This window comes from Trinickia sp. (assembly GCF_051953405.1).
In the GTDB taxonomy this organism is placed as follows: Bacteria; Pseudomonadota; Gammaproteobacteria; order Burkholderiales; family Burkholderiaceae; genus Trinickia.
Genome location: NZ_JBQCIV010000004.1, coordinates 31,234 through 45,177, shown reverse-complemented (window position 1 = coordinate 45,177; position 13,944 = coordinate 31,234). Strand labels below are relative to the sequence as shown.

The window sequence follows — 13,944 nt, the reverse complement described above, 5'->3', positions numbered from 1 at the left end:
GACAAGATCGACAAGATCGACAAGATCGACAAGATCGACAAGATCGACAAGATCGACAAGCTAGATTCGATCGATACGATCGAGAGGACAGCGCCATGAAAACGGGCGAAATGAAAACGAGCGAATCGTCCACCGGGTTTTCCGTGCTGGAACTGGTCGTCGCGCTGGCGATAGCGGCCATACTTGCGGCCTATGCCGTACCGTCATACCAGGCATACGTCGCCCGCGGCCATCGCATCGATGCGGTCATCGCGCTGCACCGTGCGGCGCAAGCGATCGCGGCGGCCGGCGTCGCAGGCCCGGCCGCGCGCGGCGCGGCGTACACGTTACCGCCCGGCCTTGGCCGAGTGCCCGACCATGGCCGGATCGTTTATCGATTGGAATGGTCGCCGGCAGGCGACGCGCAGGGCGGCTACGAACTGCGCGCGATCCCCGCCGCCGATGGACCCATGCGTACCGACGCATGCGGAACGTTCGTCCTCGATGCGCTCGGCGTGCGCTCGAATCTAGGCCCGATAGCCGGCGAGGCGAGGATCGAACGATGCTGGTCGGGGCGCGCAACCTAGCCTGGCTGTAGGGGCCATCCGGCTACTCCTTGCTCGCTTCGTCCTGCTCGCTCGGCGTGGGTTCGTTGCGCTTGCGCGCGAGATGGCTCCACAGGCGCAGTCCGGCCCACGCGGCGCTCCCGAGGGCCCCCCACTTCAGGAGCGGTTTCGCGCCGGCGGCGATGGTTGCTCGCAGCGGCTTGCCCAAGGCGAGCGACGCCACCGAACTGGCGAGCGGATGATTGAGTACCCAGTCCATGATCGTCGCGTTCACGCCGCGTCCGCTCCCCTTGGGCCGGACGCTGCCGAGGCCCGGTACTAGCAGCTTGAGCCAGCCGAGGTTCGAGAACTTTTGGCGAAGCTCCGCGCGCGCTTGCACGAACTCCGCACGCTCGACTTCGGCGCGCAACAAGAGCAGTTCCTTGCGGACCGCGCGCATGTGCGGGGTACTCGAATCGCGCACCGGGGAGCTGCGGCGCGCCGAATGGGGCGAGGTGGTCGAGTTCATGGGGGCGAGGGTTCGGTCAAGCAAAGGGCCGGGAAGCCGCGGCGATGCGCACCGCGCCGCGCGCGGGCGCACTTGCGCTCACGGTTCGCGGAACATGTCGCGGTCCTTCTCGAATTCGTGCAGCGTGGCTTCGAAAACGATCGGCGCCGCTCGCAAACCGCTACGGGCACGCAGTGCGCAGATCACTGCACCGAGCCCATAAACGGCCGTAATCCCGGCGAGCACCTGCCAGCGGTAGGTGTCCCAGAAGGCGACGGCGATCAGTGCCGTCAAACTGATGAGCGCCATCATCGCGAACATCACGGCGACGAGCCCGAGGAAGATCACGGCGACGAGCCGCTCGCGCTCCTCGGCCAACTCGATGCCGATTAATTCGAGCCGCGCGTGAAGCAAGGCGACCACCGATGCGATCATGCGGCGCAGCGGCCCATGGCCGGCATGCTGCGAATGCGTATCGTTTGGCATGGATTGGCGAAAAAGCATGCAATGCGACGGCCGGCGATGGCGACGGCGCCGAGGCGAAGGTTCTCCGCTCGGCGCCGGCCATGCCCGGCAACAGCCCGCGATGAAGAAGGACGGGGGCCGCCCTTCGCGCGAGCGCGGGTTACTTGCGGTTGATGAGCAGACCGACGAGCACGCCGACGCCGGCCGCGATACCGATGGCCGTCCACGGACGTTCGTGCACGTAGTCGTCGGTGGCGCGCACCGCCTTCTTGCCTTTCTCGACGACGACGACTTGCACGTCCGCCGCCTTTTCCTTCGCTTGCTTCAAGCGGCCCAGCGCGGTTTCTCGCAGCTCGGAAGCGCGTTCGCCTGTCGCGCTCGCGGCTTGTTTCAACAGATCCTCGGCGTCCGCGAGAACGGTTCTGATATCGGACATCAGTCTCTCCTTGTTGACTTCTGACATTAGAGCCCCCTTATTTCGTTCATGCGTGCATCGTACCAAAGATAGGCTGACCGGCGGCGCACTGCAGCATGGTTTGCGTCTCGCACGAACCGTTCCCGATTGGCGCACTCGTAGTATGCGAGCGTGTCGGCACGCGAATTCGACTTGGGTCAAAGAATCGAAGCGCCGCGCGAGCGAGGCGAAATTACAACGCGGCGAGCAACGGGAAGTTCGGCGCAATCGGATGGACGCGCGCCGGCAAAAGTCTTGCGGCGTACGGGGTGGCGGGAGGAAGGGTTCGGCCGTATGCGGACCGGACGCAATGCGGGCCGCTGCCGAAACGGCGAGCGGCCCGCATGAAATCTTGTCGACTTCGATGCTTGGAAAATCAGAAGAATGCTTGGATGCCCGTTTGCGCGCGGCCAAGAATCAGCGCGTGGATATCGTGCGTGCCTTCGTACGTATTGACGACTTCTAGATTAACGAGATGACGGGCGACCCCGAACTCGTCCGAGATGCCGTTCCCGCCGAGCATGTCGCGGGCGAGCCGTGCGATCTCGAGGGCCTTGCCGCACGAATTGCGCTTCATGATCGACGTGATCTCGGTTGCGGCCGTGCCTTCGTCCTTCATCCGGCCCAGACGCAAGACGCCCTGCAACCCGAGCGTGATCTCGGTTTGCATGTCGGCCAGCTTCTTTTGGATCAATTGATTGGCGGCAAGAGGGCGCCCGAACTGCTTGCGGTCGAGCACGTATTGCCTTGCCGTGTGCCAGCACGACTCGGCCGCGCCCAGTGCGCCCCAGGCGATGCCGTAACGCGCCGAATTCAAACAGGTGAACGGACCGCGCAGGCCGCTCACATTCGGCAGCCGGTTTTCTTCGGGCACGAGCACCTCGTCCAGCACGATCTCGCCCGTGATCGACGCGCGCAGGCCGACCTTTCCATGAATCGCCGGGGCGCTGAGGCCTTTCCAGCCTTTTTCCAAAATGAAGCCGTGGATTGCGTCCTTGCCGTCTTCTTGGAGTTTCGCCCAGACGACGAAGACATCGGCGATCGGCGAATTCGTGATCCACATTTTCGCGCCCGAGAGCGAGTAGCCGCCGTCGACCTTGCGTGCCCGCGTCACCATGCTGCCCGGATCGGAACCGTGATTCGGCTCGGTCAAGCCGAAGCAGCCGATCCATTCGCCCGTCGCCAGTTTCGGCAGGTACTTCGCTTTCTGCGCATCGGAACCGAATTCGAAGATCGGCACCATGACGAGCGACGATTGCACCGACATCATCGACCGATATCCCGAATCCACGCGCTCCACCTCGCGCGCGATCAAGCCGTAGCCGACGTAGTTCAAGCCCGGCCCGCCGTATTGCTCGGGAATCGTCGGACCGAGCAGCCCGAGTTCGCCCATCTCCCGAAAAATCTCGATGTCGGTACGCTCGTGGCGGAACGCCTCCGTTACGCGCGGCAACAGCTTGTCTTGCGCGTAGGCATGCGCCGCGTCGCGCACCATCCGTTCGTCTTCGGTCAGCTGCAGATCGAGCAGCAGCGGGTCGTCCCATTGGAACCGGGCGGCGTCGGCCATCGTCATCTCCTTTCCATGCTTGACTAAAGTTCCGCTATGCGGAACACTGTTTTGCAAACCATGATCGAGTTTAACACCCGCCGATGCGCGTATCCACTTTTCGTTCCTCGCCCGTTCCGGGCGCCCGGCCGCAGGGCTTGCCCGAGGGCGTCGACGAGCGCAAGTTCGTCGTCGCGTTGGCCCGCGGGCTGGAGTTATTGCGCGCGTTCCGTCCCGGCGACACGCTGCTCGGCAACCGCGACTTCGTTGCGCGCACGGGTTTGCCCAAAGCCACGGTCAATCGGCTTGCGTACACGTTGACGGCGCTCGGTTACTTGCGGTTCGACGAAACGCTCGGCAAGTACGCGCTCGATGCGGGCGTGCTGTCGCTCGGCTTCGGTTTGTTGGCCGGGACCGATACGCTCGAACTTGCGCGCCCGCACATGCGGGCGCTCGCGCGCGAGGTGGGGGCAGCCGTCTCGCTCGGCTGCCGCGACGGGCAGGACATGATCTACTTGGAGACGATCCGCAGCGAGACCGCACTCACGCTCGGGCTCGCGTCCGGCTCGCGGCTGTCGATGCTGACGAGTTCGATGGGGCGCGCCTATCTGGCTGTCATCGGCGACGAGGAGCGCGAAGCGTTGCTCTCGGAACTGGGCGGGATCGGGAACGAGGGCGGCACGGAGGCGGTGGGCGAGGCGCCGGCCGCTGCGAATTCGGTCGCGGCGGCGCAGGCCGTGCAGGCGGCGCGACGCGAGATCGCCGCGTTTGCTCGCGACGGGTGCTGCTTTTCGTTTCGCGATTGGCACAAGGACGTGAACGCGGTGGCCGTGCCGTTTCGCGATCCGCGCGATGGCCGTTGGCTCGTGTTCAGTTGCAGCGGGCCGGCTTCCTCGATGGGCGAGGACGTATTTCGCGAGCGGATCGCGCCACGGCTATGTGCGCTTGCGCGGCGTCTGGGACAGGCTCGCTGATCTGCCGCTACGCCCCTTCCATCCCTTCCACCCTTTTCGCCCCAGGGTCACCAACCCCGGCGGCTAACGCTCGACGCAGGCCTTTTTGGGGGCGAACAACGGCCCCTGAACGAACCGAGCGCCGAACTGCGACAACGCGTCGAACTGAGCCTCGGTTGCGACGCGATCGAAGATCAGCGGAATGCCGAGGCGATTGGCATAGGCGATCAGCGGCTTGGCCATCGCGTCGCGCAGCACGGCGGCGCCGTCGATCTTGATGAAATCGAGCCGAGCCATGTCGGATACCGACAGGATATGGCCTGCATTGGGCAAATTGCCCGCCACTTTGAAGCCGTAGCGCTGGTAGCTGTTGGCGAGGTAGCCAAGAAAGGTGCGGTGCGCGACGGCCACGCTCGGCAGTTCGATGATCACGCGCGCCGGATTCAATCCGAAACCGATTAGCACCGACGAGAAATGCTGCCCGTGATCGTATTTCACGCTCTTGAGCAGCCGTTCGTGAACCCGTAGAAACAACATGCCGTGGCGCTGGGCGCCGAAGAAGTTGACCGCATGCAGCGTACGCGCGAGGCGGTCGAGCGTGACGAGGTCGCGATCGTCGGCGACGGTATCGAACGGATCGAACGCAACGCCGTCGGCTCGCTCGGTCAACCCCTGGAAGCCGAGTTCGTCGCCGAAGCGGTCGGCTTGCTCCGGCGAACTCCACAGGGTCTGCATGCCGCTCATGCTCACGTCGAAGATCGGCTGATAGGCGCTTTGCAAACGCACGTTCCGAAAGCACGCAAAGGCCGTCCCTTCGCGCTCGTCGAACGAGAGGTGTTCGCGCAAAGAGGGGTGATCGGCGGCTCGCGCAACGAGCTCGGGAATGGTTGGCGGGATCATCGGGGGAGAAAAGGGCACGCAGACGATGGTACCAGGCTGCGCGGTTTCGGCATCAGCTAGTTGCTTATATCGACATTCCCGAGCATCGTTCCATCGGGGTTTACGTTGATTTAACTATGCGTAATCCGTTTTACTATTCGTAAATCCGACTGCGCGACCAGAGGGAGGGCTTTGTCGATGAGTTCGCCGATCACACCCGGGCGCTTGCGGACCGATCCGCGGCTACCCGATCCCGATGCCTTTTACGAGGCGCTGATCGAGATGCATCGCGATCTGACCGAGCCGGCGAGCGCGCTCGTCAACGCGAAGCTGATTCTGCTGCTGGCCAACCACATCGGCGATCTCGACGTTCTGCGCGAGGCAATGGCGCTGGCGAGGCAAGACGTCCCTGCGAGCGCCGCTTCGAATGCGGCCGGCGTCTAAGCGCCGCGTACGCCGCCTATCGATTCAACGATTCATCGTTTCATCGGAGAACTACTCATGCAGGATGTTTCTCGCCGCGACGCGGAGCCTGGCTACCAGTCGGGCTTCGCGAACGAATTCGCCACCGAGGCGCTGCCCGGTGCGCTGCCGATCGGGCGCAACTCGCCGCAGCGCGCGCCGTACGGCTTGTACGCCGAGCAGCTATCGGGCACGGCCTTCACGGCGCCGCGCGCCCACAACCGCCGCACGTGGCTTTACCGCATTCGGCCCGCGGCCGTGCATCGGCCGTTCGAGCCGTTCGCGTCGTTCGTGCCAAGCGGCGGCGCGGCGGCCCCGCGCCGGCTCGTCGCGAACTTCGCCGATACGCCCCCGACGCCGCCCAATCAACTGCGCTGGGATCCGTTGCCCATGCCGGCCGCGCCGACCGATTTCGTCGAAGGCCTCGTCACGATGGCCGGCAACGGCTCGGCCGAGGCGATGTCGGGCTGCGCGATTCATTTGTACGCCGCCAACCGGTCGATGCAGGACCGCTTTTTCTACAACGCCGACGGCGAACTCCTGATCGTGCCGCAAGAAGGGCGGCTGCGAATCGCAACGGAAATGGGCGTGCTCGAGCTCGAGCCGTGCGAGATCGCCGTCGTGCCGCGCGGCGTGCGTTTCGCCGTGACGCTCGTCGATGGGCAGGCGCGCGGTTATGTCTGCGAAAACTTCGGCGCGTTGCTGCGACTGCCCGACCTCGGGCCGATCGGCTCGAACGGCCTCGCCAATCCGCGCGATTTTCTGACGCCGCACGCCGCCTATGAAGACCGCGAGGGGGCATTCGAACTCGTCGCCAAGCTGAACGGCAACCTGTGGCGCGCCGACATCGGGCATTCGCCGCTCGACGTGGTGGCCTGGCACGGCAATTACGCGCCCTACAAGTACGACCTGCGCCGCTTCAACACGATCGGCTCGATCAGCTACGACCATCCCGATCCATCGATCTTCCTCGTGCTGCAATCGCCGAGCGATACCCCGGGCGTCGATACCATCGACTTCGTCATCTTTCCTCCGCGCTGGCTCGCGGGCGAGGATACGTTCCGGCCGCCCTGGTTCCATCGCAACGTCGCCAGCGAGTTCATGGGGCTCGTGCATGGGGTCTACGACGCCAAGGCCGAAGGGTTCGTGCCGGGCGGGGCGAGCCTGCACAACTGCATGTCCGGGCACGGTCCCGACGCCGGCACCTTCGAGAAGGCAACGCAGGCCGATACGTCGACGCCGCAAAAGGTGGGCGACACGCTTGCCTTCATGTTCGAGACGCGCACGCTGCTCAAGCCCACGCAATTCGCGCTCGATAGCGCGCAGTTGCAGGCGAACTACTTCGAATGTTGGCAGGGGCTGAAGAAGCATTTCAACGCGGAGCGGCAATCGGCATGACGAACGATTTTTCCAAGGCCCTGGCGGCAACGCGCGATCCGGCCAAGCGTAGCTGGCTCGCATCGGCAAACGAGACGACCTGCGATTTCCCCATTCAGAATTTGCCGTTCGGCATCTTCAGCGACGGACGCCATGCGCGTCCGCGCGCAGGTGTCGCGTTAGGCGATGCGATCGTCGATCTAGCGGCGCTGCGCTCGGCTGGACACCTCGCGCTCGACGCGCAAGAGGACGTGTTCGCGCGGGCGTCGCTCAACGCGTTCATCGGGCTCGGGCGCGAGGCTTGGCGCAATGTGCGCATCCAATTGAGCACGCTGTTCGATGCCGGCTGTTCGACGGTGCGCGACGATGCGGCCCTGCGTGAGCGCGTGCTCGTGCCGATGCAAGACGCGACGATGCATTTGCCTGTCGAGATCCCCGGCTACACGGATTTCTACTCGTCGAAGGAGCATGCGACAAACGTCGGCTCGATGTTTCGCGACCCGAAGAATGCACTGCTGCCGAACTGGTCGGAGATGCCGATCGGCTATAACGGGCGCGCGTCGTCGGTGGTCGTCAGTGGGACGCCCGTGCGTCGCCCGATGGGTCAACTGAAGCTGCCTGATCAGGAGCGGCCGATCTACGGCCCGTGTCGCAAACTCGATATCGAGTTGGAAACGGGCTTCATCGTCGGGCGCGGCAACGCGCTCGGCGAGCCGATTGCCTGCGGCGAGGCCGAGGATCATATCTTCGGCATGGTGCTGCTCAACGATTGGAGTGCGCGCGATATTCAGCAATGGGAGTATGTGCCGCTCGGTCCGTTCAATGCGAAGTCGTTCGCGACGACGATTTCTCCGTGGGTCGTGACGCTCGACGCGCTGGAGCCGTTCCGCGTCGCCCAGCCCGAGCAGACGCCGGAGCCGCTGCCGTACCTGCGGCATGCGGGCTCGCATGCGTTCGACATCGCACTGGAAGTGCTGCTGCGGCCCGAAGGCTCGGCCACGGCGAGCACGATTGCGCGCACGAACTTCAAGTACATGTACTGGACGATGGCGCAACAGCTTGCCCATCACACCGTCTCGGGCTGCAACACGCGCGTGGGGGATCTGATGGGCTCGGGCACGATCAGCGGGCCGACGCCCGACTCGTGCGGCTCGCTGCTCGAATCGACCTGGAACGGCGCGCGGCCCGTGTCGCTCGACGGCGGCGAGACGCGCACGTTCATCGTCGATGGCGATGAATTGACGCTCGCGGGCTGGTGTCAAGGAGACGGGTATCGCGTCGGCTTCGGGACGTGCGTCGGGAAGATTCAGCCGGCTCGGGGCTGAGCGTTCGCGCCGCCTACCCCCTCGCCATGACGCCCGACTCCTTCGGCGAAGCGTGCCGCCCCCGCGATGCCTTCGTCGAACACCGCTCGATAACCGCCCGCCCCTTCGCGACGCAGGGCCTCGGCCAGATCGTCCATCGAGCTGTTTTCAAAGGCCGATCGACGATCGGCAAGCAAAGCCGCTTGCGGAAACGCGGCGAGTTGCGCCGCCAGTATTTCGGCGGTTTCCCTTGCCGCACCGCTCGCCACGACGCGATTCGCGAGCCCGATCGCCAGCGCTTCTCGAGCATCGACGGCCCGCCCCGTCAAAATCAAATCGAGCGCACGCGACAACCCGATCAAACGCGGCAGCCTAATGGTGCCGCCATCGATGAGCGGCACGCCGAACCGTCGACAAAACACGCCGAGCACGGCGTCTTCCTCGACCACGCGCAGGTCGCACATCGCCGCCAGTTCGAGCCCGCCGGCAACGGCATGACCGGCGATCGCCGCGATCACGGGCTTCGATAACGTCATCCTCGTCGGGCCCATCGGCCCCGGTCCGCTCCCATCGGGGCGCACCTCGTTGCGGCGATCTTCGTCGCCCATCGCCGTCAAATCGGCCCCCGCACAGAATGTCCCGCCCGCGCCGAAGAGCACGCCGGCCCGCCACGCCGGCTCGGCTTCGAAATGGGCGAACGCGGCGCCGAGGGCGACGGCGGTCGGCCCATCGATCGCATTTCTGCACCGCGGCCGATCGAGCACGATTGTTGCGACGCCTGCGGCGGACGTCTCGATCCGTACGTGCGCGCCAAAACCAAAGGTCTCTTGCATTGCTCGTCTCCGTTCTTGGGCGTAACGTTGGGACACGGCGAATCGTCAGACAGATCTGTCGCGCTTGTCACGCAGATGTCACGATCGAGCGATAGGCTGCGCGGTTTCGCTGCGAGATGAGCGCAGCGAAACCGGCGTCACCGCGCCGGGCACTCCAACAATCATACGTTCGTCATGTCTACGTCCGCATCGATCCATGCGGTTGCTCTCGCACCCTCGGCCGGTCCCGCCCCGACTTGGCTCGTCCCGCTTCTCGGTCATCCCCACTACGATCACGTGCGCTTGAAACGCGTGTTCGAAGACGATCAAAGCCGCCATCGCGTCGTGATCGTCGATGCGCACAAGCTGCTCGAATGCGCCGCGCGCGACGATACCGATTACGTGCTGCCGCCCGTCGGCGATTGGCACACCGGCAAAGTCAAGGGGATCCGCGACTTCCTCGACCCCGACAACGAGCGCATCCCCGCCATGCCGTACGTCACCATCGAGACGCGCCGCGTGCACGGGCTGCTCGGCTGGCTGCGGCTCAAGCACGAGGGCGTCGTTGGGTTTCGCAACGGCCAGCATCGGGCGCGCTATCTGGCTCACGCGGGCGCCGTCGCATTCCCCGTGGAGGTGCACGAGCGCGAGGCGGCCTTGCTGACGAGCTTGTGCGGATACGTGGCGCCGCCCGCGCCCGCGGTCGACGGCGCGTCGGCGCGTTCGCCGCAGGCCCCGTTGTCCGCGCGTTGAGATCCGGTTGAGCGCCGGTTCGAATCCGGCCTTCCGAGCCAGGCCGGGCGGACGGAGCCGTGCAAAGACGGACGGCTAGCCCTATCCGAGATCGCGTTCGGTCGAAAATGCTTGCGGACGGTCCGAAATGGGGCAATGATCGGTGTTCCCTTCGCCGCGTTGCACCATTTCGGCCGAGCCTCGCGCGCGGCGGAGCGGACCCGTCGTTTCCGCGAACCCCTATTGCGCCTAACCATGTCCAGCACCGAGCCCTCCATTGCTTGCCCCGACGTCGTGTCGCTCGACGCGATCCTCCCCGAAGAACCGTTGTTGATGATGGGCGCCGGCCCGGTGCCGATTCCCGCCGCCGTGGCCAAGGCCAATGCGATCGTCATCAACCACCTCGGGGCCACGATGTCGAAGGTCATCGGGCAAGTGAAGGACATGGCGCGCTACGTCTTCCAGACGCGTTCGAAATGGGTTTTGGGCGTGGCCGGCCCGGGCTCCGCTGCGATGGAGATGGCGATCGCGAACCTCGCCTGGTCCGGCACGCGCGTGCTCTCGATCAAGAACGGCTTTTTCAGCGCGCGGATGGCCGAAATGGCGAGACGCTGCGGCGCGCAGGTGGCCACCCTCGACGTGGCCGACGGCGCGGTGGCGAGTCTTGCCGAGGTGGCCGAGGCGCTTGCGCGCGAAACGCCCGAGGTCGTCACCATTGTTCAAGGCGAGACGTCCAATACGGTCTGGAATCATCAACTGAAAGAGATTGCCGCCTTGGCGAAGGCGGCCGGCGCGCTTGTCGTCGTCGACGCCGTCTGCACGTTGAGCACGATGCCGCTCGAGATGGACGCCTGGGGAATCGATGCCGTCATTACCGGCGGACAAAAGGGCTTGTCGTCGATCCCGGGCGTGTCGCTCATTGCTTTTTCCGACGCGGCCTGGCATCGGATGAAGTCGCGCAAGCAGCCGGGGGCTCATTGGTGCCTCGACGCTTCGCTCGCGGAGAATTTTTGGCATAACGCTGGCTATCACTACACGGCGCCCGTGTCGGGCGTGCTCGCCTTGCACGAAGCGTTGCGGCTCGTCTGCGCCGAAACGCTCGAAAAACGTTTCGCGCGCCACCTCAAATGCTCGCTCGCGCTGCAAGCCGGCGTTTCGGCGATGGGCCTCGCGTTGTTCGCGCCGGAGCCGTGCCGGCTGAATTCCGTCGTCGGCATTTCGACACCGGCGGGACTGAGCCCCGCCGACGTCTGCGGCCACATCTCGCGCCAGCACCAGGTGGAGATCTCGGGTTCGTTCGGATTGCCGATCGTGCGTATCGGGCAAATGGGCGAGCAGTGCCGCGAGCACAATCTGTTTCGGACGCTGCATGCCCTCGGCCGCACGATGCTCGAACTGGGCGCGCGCGTGGATTTGCCGGCCGGCGTCGCAGCGCTCGAGCATTCGTTGTCGGAAAACGCCCGCGGACGTTGAGCGAAAGAGGGCGCCCGGGGCGTGCCGCGCCCTGGGACAAGCTTCAGGCGAGCGCGAGCAGCGCGGCGCCCGTCAAGGCGAGTGCGCCCGACCAGATCCAATCGAAGTTGATCCAGCCGCGGCGCAACATGCGCAGGCCCAGATACTCGTAGGCCGCGAAGGCGATCGCCGCGCTCGTGGCGGACGCCACGAGCGTGTGAACGACCGTGACGAGCGCGGCCGGGCCGAGCGTGCCGGCCAAGCTCGCTGTGGCCGCGACGCCGCAGATCGGCATCAACGCGGGCACGAGCATGAGGCCCGCGCCGTGCACGGTGGCGGTTGCCGCCGACCATACCGCGAGCCCCGCGGCGCCCGCCGTCATGCCCACACGTACGCGATGCCGGTGGCCGTAAAGCCAGTGGTAGAGCGCCCATCCGAGCAGGACCGCCCCGGCCACGATCTTGAGCGAGCCCGCATGCAAGGCGAGCCCAAGGACGAGGGCCGACGAGGTGACGGCGAAGATCGACGCCGCGTGGCCGAGCGCGAGCGGCGGCAACGCCGCAACGAGCGCCGTACGGCTCCCGCGTTGCAAGCCGAGGGCGGTGGCGAACAGCCAGCCCATCGCCGGATTCACGCCATGAAAAATGCCGCTGCCGACGACGGCGAGCCAAGGCGCCACGACGCTCGCTTGCATCGTCCCGCTCATCGCCGCACCCCGGTAGCCAAGATGGCCAAGATGGCCAAGGCGGCCCGTCGGCGACGGGCGATGCGGGCGCTTCGCATCGGCGCGTTCACGGATAGCAGTACGAATCGGACGACGCATCGCCGCCTTCGAGCCGGATCTGGTGCGGCCGATGCGTTTTCGGCCATTCCAGATAGAACTCCCGGTCGAACGCTAGCCCGCTGCCCTCCGGCGCGTCGAGCTTGACCATCCAGCCGTCGATGCCGTCGGGGTAGAACTGCTCGTCGATGGCGCCGTACAGCGAATTCGTGAAATAGACACGGCGTCCGTCGCGGCTTACTTCCACCATTTGCGGTCCGCCGTTCAACGGGCGATTGCCGCTGTTCGGGTGGGGCGCGCGCCCGGCGATTCCGCCGATCCTGACCGAGCCGACCAGCTCGGGATGGTGGGGATCGGAGACGTCGTAGCGGCGCATTTCGCCCGTGCCCCAGCAGGCGACATAGAGGAATCGATCGTCGAGCGAGAGCGCGATGTCGGTGACGAGCGGCGGGACGGCGCTAAAGCGCTTGAGCATCGGCGGCAGCAGCGCCGGATCGGCGGGCTCGGCCGGAATCTCGATGACTTTGCGCGCCGCCCAGCGATCGCCTTCGCGGTACCACGTCCAGATCGACGCCGAGAGGTCCTTCAAGCTGATGACCGAGTTGACGAAGCCGTGCGCCTTCGTGGGATCGTGCGCGGGACGCAACTCGAAGACGAGCTGATTTTCCTCGCCGAAGTCGATCGTTTGCTTGTGCTTGCGCGTGTTCAAGTCCCAGAAGTGCAGCCGGTGGCCGTATTGGCCGCCGAGCAGGATCTCGGGCACGAGGCCGTTTTCGAACGTGGCCGGCAGGCCCCATTCGCTCGACACGAGCGTATCGAACCCCAAATGCCACCAGGCGTCGTAGGCGAGCCGTTGCGGGCCGCGATCGATCTCCCATTGGCCGCGGATGTCGAATGTATCGTGATCCATGAGGAAGATGCCGCCGGGCGCATCGCCTTCGGCATTCGCGAGCGAGACGACGAAGATGCCTTGCGGGCCGCAGTGCACGGTATGCGGCCGCGTGTAGCCGGATTGACTCGCGACTTCATCGGGTTCGAGGACGCGCACGATGCGCGGCCGGCGCGGATCGGGTTTCGTGTCGAGGACGTGGATGCGAGAGCTTCGCAGGCCCGGCACGATGAGATAGCGGCGTTCGGCATGCGCATGCGGCGCATTCGGACAAAGATGCGAACTGCACGCATTCCAGCCGAAATGATGCAACTCGTCGCCCGTATTGGGCATGGCGACGCGCTCTACGATTTTTCCGTAATCGGAGGAACCGGGATCGAGATCGACGACGGCAATTTCGTCTGGCACGCGACGGGTGGGATCGAAGCTCGCAACGTATGCCAGCGTTTCCTTCGGGGCCTCGGCGGCAAGACGCGCGGAAGGGTAGAAGGTCGGATCGGGTGTCCAGGACGACATGAGCTTCTTCCTCTTTTTCTGGGGCGAAGCAAATATCCTAGGGGGCTAACGAACGAAAAAGCAAGAAACGAAATGGAATAAGAATTAGAGAAACCTGGAACGAAGCTTTTGCGGCTTTTTGCCTATCAATTCTGGGGGTTGTTATTTAACGTTCGGTATGAATCGCCCTCTTATGCGCTAATTCGTATTTTGAATCGGGCAAGAATGCCGAGCGGGCGGCGGGCACCATGGGGCGGCAGTGGGGCACGCGATTGAGGCGCGTTAGGGGGCAATTCCCTTGACGGGGCGAC

15 protein-coding genes are annotated in these 13,944 nt (G+C 65.0%); 7 read left to right on the top strand and 8 right to left on the bottom strand.

The features are described from left to right. Window positions 1-95: 95 nt before the first annotated feature. Window positions 96-566, top strand: coding sequence for a type IV pilin protein (locus ACTHN9_RS00395; RefSeq protein ID WP_440534766.1), 471 nt, complete (start codon window positions 96-98; stop codon window positions 564-566). A 22-nt stretch (window positions 567-588) separates the two neighbouring features. On the opposite strand, the gene ACTHN9_RS00390 is transcribed toward ACTHN9_RS00395, so the two are convergent. The 4 genes from ACTHN9_RS00390 to ACTHN9_RS00375 all read right to left on the bottom strand — a co-directional run bounded on the left by ACTHN9_RS00390 (window position 589) and on the right by ACTHN9_RS00375 (window position 3,518). After that, on the bottom strand, window positions 589-1,053 hold the full coding sequence (locus tag ACTHN9_RS00390; RefSeq protein ID WP_440534765.1) for a DUF3318 domain-containing protein: 465 nt from the start codon (window positions 1,051-1,053) through the stop codon (window positions 589-591). 78 nt (window positions 1,054-1,131) lie between these two features. After that, entirely contained in the window at window positions 1,132-1,518 is a 387-nt protein-coding gene (locus ACTHN9_RS00385) for a phage holin family protein (RefSeq protein ID WP_440534764.1), read from the bottom strand. Between the two features lie 139 nt (window positions 1,519-1,657). Then, on the bottom strand, window positions 1,658-1,960 hold the full coding sequence (locus tag ACTHN9_RS00380; RefSeq protein WP_440534763.1) for a DUF883 family protein: 303 nt from the start codon (window positions 1,958-1,960) through the stop codon (window positions 1,658-1,660). Between the two features lie 367 nt (window positions 1,961-2,327). Continuing rightward, a complete protein-coding gene (locus ACTHN9_RS00375; protein ID WP_440534762.1) occupies window positions 2,328-3,518 on the bottom strand; it encodes an acyl-CoA dehydrogenase in 1,191 nt (396 codons plus the stop codon). Between the two features lie 83 nt (window positions 3,519-3,601). On the opposite strand from ACTHN9_RS00375, the gene ACTHN9_RS00370 reads away from it, so the two are divergent. After that, on the top strand, window positions 3,602-4,471 hold the full coding sequence (locus ACTHN9_RS00370) for an IclR family transcriptional regulator (protein WP_440534761.1): 870 nt from the start codon (window positions 3,602-3,604) through the stop codon (window positions 4,469-4,471). 63 nt (window positions 4,472-4,534) lie between these two features. Here ACTHN9_RS00370 and ACTHN9_RS00365 read toward each other — a convergent pair whose 3' ends face one another. After that, on the bottom strand, window positions 4,535-5,350 hold the full coding sequence (locus ACTHN9_RS00365) for an EAL domain-containing protein (RefSeq protein WP_440534768.1): 816 nt from the start codon (window positions 5,348-5,350) through the stop codon (window positions 4,535-4,537). A 177-nt stretch (window positions 5,351-5,527) separates the two neighbouring features. On the opposite strand from ACTHN9_RS00365, the gene ACTHN9_RS00360 reads away from it, so the two are divergent. The 3 genes from ACTHN9_RS00360 to fahA are packed head-to-tail and all read left to right on the top strand — an operon-like array spanning window position 5,528 to window position 8,493. After that, on the top strand, window positions 5,528-5,773 hold the full coding sequence (locus ACTHN9_RS00360) for a DUF2783 domain-containing protein (RefSeq protein WP_440534760.1): 246 nt from the start codon (window positions 5,528-5,530) through the stop codon (window positions 5,771-5,773). Between the two features lie 57 nt (window positions 5,774-5,830). Then, entirely contained in the window at window positions 5,831-7,189 is a 1,359-nt protein-coding gene (gene hmgA, locus ACTHN9_RS00355; RefSeq protein WP_440534759.1) for a homogentisate 1,2-dioxygenase, read from the top strand. Further along, entirely contained in the window at window positions 7,186-8,493 is a 1,308-nt protein-coding gene (gene fahA, locus ACTHN9_RS00350) for a fumarylacetoacetase (RefSeq protein ID WP_440534758.1), read from the top strand. Before hmgA ends, fahA begins: the two co-directional genes overlap by 4 nt. Here fahA and ACTHN9_RS00345 read toward each other — a convergent pair. Then, window positions 8,475-9,305, bottom strand: a complete 831-nt coding sequence (locus ACTHN9_RS00345; protein ID WP_440534757.1) for a crotonase/enoyl-CoA hydratase family protein — start codon at window positions 9,303-9,305, stop codon at window positions 8,475-8,477. The genes fahA and ACTHN9_RS00345 overlap by 19 nt on opposite strands. Window positions 9,306-9,479: 174 nt before the next feature. Between ACTHN9_RS00345 and ACTHN9_RS00340 the strand changes: the two genes are divergently transcribed. Both ACTHN9_RS00340 and ACTHN9_RS00335 read left to right on the top strand, forming a co-directional pair. Next, the gene (locus ACTHN9_RS00340; RefSeq protein WP_440534756.1) at window positions 9,480-10,037 is read left to right on the top strand and encodes a plasmid fertility inhibition factor family protein; all 558 of its coding nucleotides are present in this window, start codon (window positions 9,480-9,482) and stop codon (window positions 10,035-10,037) included. Window positions 10,038-10,271: 234 nt separating this feature from the next. After that, entirely contained in the window at window positions 10,272-11,489 is a 1,218-nt protein-coding gene (locus tag ACTHN9_RS00335) for a pyridoxal-phosphate-dependent aminotransferase family protein (protein ID WP_440534755.1), read from the top strand. Between the two features lie 43 nt (window positions 11,490-11,532). On the opposite strand, the gene ACTHN9_RS00330 is transcribed toward ACTHN9_RS00335, so the two are convergent. Beyond that, window positions 11,533-12,162 (bottom strand): hypothetical protein, encoded by a 630-nt coding sequence (locus ACTHN9_RS00330; RefSeq protein ID WP_440534754.1) that lies wholly within the window; start codon window positions 12,160-12,162, stop codon window positions 11,533-11,535. Window positions 12,163-12,259: 97 nt separating this feature from the next. Continuing rightward, window positions 12,260-13,654 (bottom strand): selenium-binding family protein, encoded by a 1,395-nt coding sequence (locus ACTHN9_RS00325; RefSeq protein WP_440534753.1) that lies wholly within the window; start codon window positions 13,652-13,654, stop codon window positions 12,260-12,262. Between the last annotated feature and the right edge of the window lie 290 nt (window positions 13,655-13,944).

Excerpts from the sequence above, each read along its gene's own strand:
- ACTHN9_RS00395 (WP_440534766.1), top strand. The coding sequence starts at position 96 with ATGAAAACGGGCGAAATGAAAACGAGCGAATCGTCCACCGGGTTTTCC.
- ACTHN9_RS00390 (WP_440534765.1), bottom strand. The coding sequence starts at position 1,053 with ATGAACTCGACCACCTCGCCCCATTCGGCGCGCCGCAGCTCCCCGGTG.
- ACTHN9_RS00385 (WP_440534764.1), bottom strand. The coding sequence starts at position 1,518 with ATGCCAAACGATACGCATTCGCAGCATGCCGGCCATGGGCCGCTGCGC.
- ACTHN9_RS00380 (WP_440534763.1), bottom strand. The coding sequence starts at position 1,960 with ATGTCAGAAGTCAACAAGGAGAGACTGATGTCCGATATCAGAACCGTT.
- ACTHN9_RS00375 (WP_440534762.1), bottom strand. The coding sequence starts at position 3,518 with ATGGCCGACGCCGCCCGGTTCCAATGGGACGACCCGCTGCTGCTCGAT.
- ACTHN9_RS00370 (WP_440534761.1), top strand. The coding sequence starts at position 3,602 with ATGCGCGTATCCACTTTTCGTTCCTCGCCCGTTCCGGGCGCCCGGCCG.
- ACTHN9_RS00365 (WP_440534768.1), bottom strand. The coding sequence starts at position 5,350 with ATGATCCCGCCAACCATTCCCGAGCTCGTTGCGCGAGCCGCCGATCAC.
- ACTHN9_RS00360 (WP_440534760.1), top strand. The coding sequence starts at position 5,528 with ATGAGTTCGCCGATCACACCCGGGCGCTTGCGGACCGATCCGCGGCTA.
- hmgA (WP_440534759.1), top strand. The coding sequence starts at position 5,831 with ATGCAGGATGTTTCTCGCCGCGACGCGGAGCCTGGCTACCAGTCGGGC.
- fahA (WP_440534758.1), top strand. The coding sequence starts at position 7,186 with ATGACGAACGATTTTTCCAAGGCCCTGGCGGCAACGCGCGATCCGGCC.
- ACTHN9_RS00345 (WP_440534757.1), bottom strand. The coding sequence starts at position 9,305 with ATGCAAGAGACCTTTGGTTTTGGCGCGCACGTACGGATCGAGACGTCC.
- ACTHN9_RS00340 (WP_440534756.1), top strand. The coding sequence starts at position 9,480 with ATGTCTACGTCCGCATCGATCCATGCGGTTGCTCTCGCACCCTCGGCC.
- ACTHN9_RS00335 (WP_440534755.1), top strand. The coding sequence starts at position 10,272 with ATGTCCAGCACCGAGCCCTCCATTGCTTGCCCCGACGTCGTGTCGCTC.
- ACTHN9_RS00330 (WP_440534754.1), bottom strand. The coding sequence starts at position 12,162 with ATGCAAGCGAGCGTCGTGGCGCCTTGGCTCGCCGTCGTCGGCAGCGGC.
- ACTHN9_RS00325 (WP_440534753.1), bottom strand. The coding sequence starts at position 13,654 with ATGTCGTCCTGGACACCCGATCCGACCTTCTACCCTTCCGCGCGTCTT.